This is a genomic window from Capnocytophaga sp. oral taxon 326 str. F0382 (genome assembly GCF_000318295.1).
Lineage (GTDB): Bacteria > Bacteroidota > Bacteroidia > Flavobacteriales > Flavobacteriaceae > Capnocytophaga > Capnocytophaga periodontitidis.
Genome location: NZ_KB291360.1, coordinates 9229 through 12871, shown reverse-complemented (window position 1 = coordinate 12871; position 3643 = coordinate 9229). Strand labels below are relative to the sequence as shown.

At 43.6% G+C, this 3643-nt stretch carries 1 protein-coding gene and 1 pseudogene; both read left to right on the top strand.

The window, feature by feature from the left end:
- Positions 1-179: 179 nt before the first annotated feature.
- Positions 180-851 carry an MIP/aquaporin family protein gene (locus HMPREF9073_RS00855; protein ID WP_009412085.1) on the top strand — a complete coding sequence of 224 codons (672 nt, stop codon included), beginning with the start codon at positions 180-182 and terminating at the stop codon, positions 849-851.
- Between the two features lie 128 nt (positions 852-979).
- Positions 980-3561: pseudogene (gene mutS / locus HMPREF9073_RS00850) on the top strand (DNA mismatch repair protein MutS).
- Positions 3562-3643 lie beyond the last annotated feature (82 nt).

Sequence of the window (3643 nt, the reverse complement as noted above, 5' to 3'; positions counted from 1 at the left end):
TTAAATAATTACTTACGACGAACTCACGTTATATATAGGGTTGCGATGGATAGTGAAAAAACTTTTTGGACAAAGCAAATTCTAATAGTAAGACTTTTTTGATAAGAAAAATTGTTTTTCTATGTATTTTTTATACCTTTGTCATTAAATAATAAATACGTTTAATTAAAAAAAGAAATATGAAAAAGTATTTAGCAGAAATGTTTGGCACTATGGTGCTCGTTTTAATGGGATGTGGTGTAGCTGTGAGCTTAGGTTGCACAAATGCTGATCCTTCAACAGTAATTGGTACAGCGTTAGCTTTTGGTTTATCGGTTGTAGCAATGGCTTATACCATAGGAGGCGTTTCAGGATGCCATATCAATCCAGCCATTACGTTGGGAGTATTCCTTTCAGGAAGAATGAATGGCAAGGATGCTGTGGGGTATATGGTCTCACAGGTTATTGGAGCGCTAATTGGTTCAACGCTGTTGTTTGTTTTGACCTCCAATGCAGGTTTAACAGGCACTGGTGCTAATGATTTGCAGGATGCAGATGTAACTGTTTTAGGCGGTCTGTTGGCAGAGATTATTTTCACTTGCGTGTTTGTGCTCATCGTTTTAGGAGCAACATCAAAAGAAAATGGTGAAACCAACAAATTTGCTGGCTTAGCTATTGGTTTAGGTTTAGTACTTATCCACTTGGCTTGTATTCGTTATACAGGAACTTCAGTGAATCCTGCGCGTAGTATTGCTCCAGCTCTCTATGCTGGTGGCTCTGCTTTAGAACATCTTTGGATTTTCATTGTAGGTCCATTTATTGGTGCTTGTTGCGCTGCAGGTATTTGGAAAGTGATTGAAACCAAAAAATAAGAATTGTTTAGGTTTTATAAAAAAACAAGGTGTCACAAACACCTTGTTTTTTTATGTCATCAATTTGATAATTATCAAATAATACGTACCTTTGCCCTTTCAAAACTTTTCATTTTTCACTAAAATATATGGCAAAAGAAACCCCACTAATGAAGCAGTACAATCAGATAAAAAGCAAATATCCTGATGCTTTACTGCTGTTTAGGGTAGGCGATTTCTACGAAACCTTCGGTGAAGATGCCGTAAAAGCCGCTCATACCCTCGACATTGTGCTCACCAACCGCACAACGGTACCGAGCGCAGTGAATTGGCGGGGTTTCCTTACCATTCTATCAATACCTATCTCCCCAAACTCGTAAAAGCAGGCTACCGCGTGGCAATATGCGACCAGCTGGAAGACCCTAAACTCGTGAAAGGCATCGTAAAGCGAGGTGTTACCGAACTCGTTACCCCAGGAGTCGCCCTCAACGACGATATATTGCAAAGCAAAAGCAACAACTTCTTAGCCTCGGTATGGTTGGGCAAACAAGGCTGCGGTGCAGCTTTTCTCGATGTTTCTACTGGTGAATTCTTGGTAGCACAAGGCGATAAAACTTATATCGACAAGCTCTTACAGAACTTCCGCCCCAGCGAACTGCTCGTTGCTAAACACCAAAAAAAGGAATTTGCCGAGCATTTTGGCGACGACTTCCACTGTTTCTACTTGGAAGATTGGGTTTTTAAAGATGATTATGCCCAGCAAGTACTTACCAAACACTTCCAAACCAACTCTCTCAAAGGCTTTGGCGTAGACGAACTCACCGAAGCGATTCTTACCGCAGGAGCTATCCTCTACTACTTATCCGAAACCCAACACCACCAACTCCAACACATTACTGCCATTCAGCGCATCGCCGAAGAGGCTTATGTATGGCTCGACAAGTTCACCATTCGCAATTTGGAACTCTATGCGGGCAATACCACTCCCTCAGTGAGTTTGCTCGATGTGATTGATAAAACACTATCGCCTATGGGCAGTCGTACCCTCAAACGCTGGTTGGCGTTACCGTTGAAGAAGTTAGATAAAATCCGTCAGCGTCACGAGGTGGTCGATTACTTTTTGAAACACATCGATGTATTAGAGCAGGTGAAAACAGCCCTCAGCCGTATGGGCGACATCGAACGACTGATTTCTAAAGTCGCTACTCTTAAAATCAATCCGCGGGAGGTAGTGCAATTGCGCGCTTCTTTGGAACATATCCCCCTGATAAAACAGTTGTGTTTGGCTTCTGCCAATGAATCGCTTACCCTTTTGGGCGATAAGCTCCACAGTTGCGAACAGCTCAGCGCGCGCATCGCCGAAACACTCAATGAAGATGCCCCTGTGAACATCGCCAAAGGCAATGCTATCGCCAAAGGTTTTTCGGCTGAATTGGACGAACTACGCGGACTCTCGCATTCGGGCAAAAGTTATTTAGACGATTTGCTCTTGCGCGAAAGCCAACGCACAGGTATTCCTTCTTTGAAAATAGATAGCAACAACGTGTTTGGCTACTATATCGAAGTGCGTAACACTCATAAAGATAAAGTCCCGCCTGATTGGATACGCAAGCAAACCCTTGTAAATGCCGAGCGTTATATCACCGGAGAACTCAAAGAATACGAAGCTAAAATATTAGGTGCTGAAGAAAAAATCGCTCAGTTAGAGCAATCGCTATACGCCGAACTGATTGCTTTTATCAGTGAGTACATCGGTCAGGTACAAACGAACGCCACCCTTATCGGTCAGCTGGATTGCCTCTGTGGTTTTGCTACTTTGGCGATGGAAAACACCTATCACCGCCCCGAGATGAACGAGGGGTACGCCATTGACATTAAGGACGGTCGCCACCCTGTGATTGAAAAGCAATTGCCCGTTGGTATGCCCTACATCGCCAACGATGTGTATTTAGACCGCGAACGCCAGCAAATCATAATGATTACGGGACCTAATATGTCGGGTAAATCGGCTATTTTGCGACAAACCGCCCTGATAGTCCTCTTGGCACAGATAGGCAGTTTTGTACCTGCTGCCAGCGCTCAATTAGGTATCGTCGATAAGATATTCACCCGCGTAGGAGCAAGCGATAACATTTCTATGGGTGAATCTACTTTTATGGTCGAGATGAATGAGGCAGCCCTCATTTTGAACAACATCTCCGATAGAAGTTTGGTGCTCTTGGACGAAATCGGGCGTGGTACCAGCACCTACGATGGTATTTCCATAGCGTGGGCAATCGCCGAATATTTGCACGAACACCCCAGCAAAGCCAAAACCCTTTTTGCGACCCACTATCACGAACTTAACGAGATGAGTGAGCAGTTCGAACGCATCAAGAATTACAATGTATCAGTAAAAGAAACCAAAGACAGCGTGCTTTTCTTGCGCAAACTCACCGAGGGTGGTTCAGCGCACAGTTTTGGAATACACGTAGCGAAGATGGCGGGAATGCCCCAATATGTGATTCAGAAGGCGAATAAAATGCTCAAAAAGCTCGAAGAGAGTCATAATGTAGTACCCACTGCCGAAGTGGTTAAAAACGCCCAAAAAGAAATGCAATTGAGCTTCTTTGATATGAACGATCCACTTTTAGAAGCCCTAAAAGAAGATTTACTCAGTCTCGACATCAACACCCTCACCCCCGTAGAGGCACTGATGAAACTCAACGAAATGAGAAAAAAAATTAGCTAATTAGCAAATGACGAGTTACGAATTACGAATTACGAGTAGCGTCGCTACAGAGGCTGTCCGAAAAGTCTAAAAATTGCTTTTG

Bases quoted from the DNA above. Each gene is read 5' to 3' on its own strand.
- HMPREF9073_RS00855 (WP_009412085.1), top strand. From the start codon at position 180: ATGAAAAAGTATTTAGCAGAAATGTTTGGCACTATGGTGCTCGTTTTA.